Source organism: Candidatus Thiosymbion oneisti (assembly GCF_900092655.1).
In the GTDB taxonomy this organism is placed as follows: Bacteria; Pseudomonadota; Gammaproteobacteria; order Chromatiales; family Chromatiaceae; genus Thiosymbion; species Thiosymbion oneisti.
Genome location: NZ_FLUY01001828.1, coordinates 1 through 263 on the forward strand (window position 1 = coordinate 1; position 263 = coordinate 263).

The 263-nt window shown below is 54.0% G+C and carries 1 protein-coding gene; it reads right to left on the bottom strand.

What is annotated here, in order from left to right:
- Nucleotides 1-11: 11 nt before the first annotated feature.
- On the bottom strand, nucleotides 12-263 hold a 252-nt coding region (locus BQ17_RS19535; protein WP_141699393.1), incomplete at its 5' end, for a porin.

Below are 263 nucleotides of genomic sequence, written 5' to 3' on the forward strand. Positions count from 1 at the left end.
CCAAGCCGGACTCAGAAGTCGTGGATCATACCGAGCGAGAAGCCCTTCCAGTCACCCTCGTCGGAGCCTTTTGTGTCTTTATCAACCTTGGTATAGAGGACATAGGCCTTGGTGCGCTTGCTGAAGTTGTGGTCGAAACCGACCGCCCAGCTCTTGGTCTCATCACCAATATCCGGCTTGTTCTTACCATACATGCCCTTGATCATGTTGTTGCCGAAGGCATAGCCGAGCTGGCCCTGCCACAGATCGGCGTCGTTGTCTTT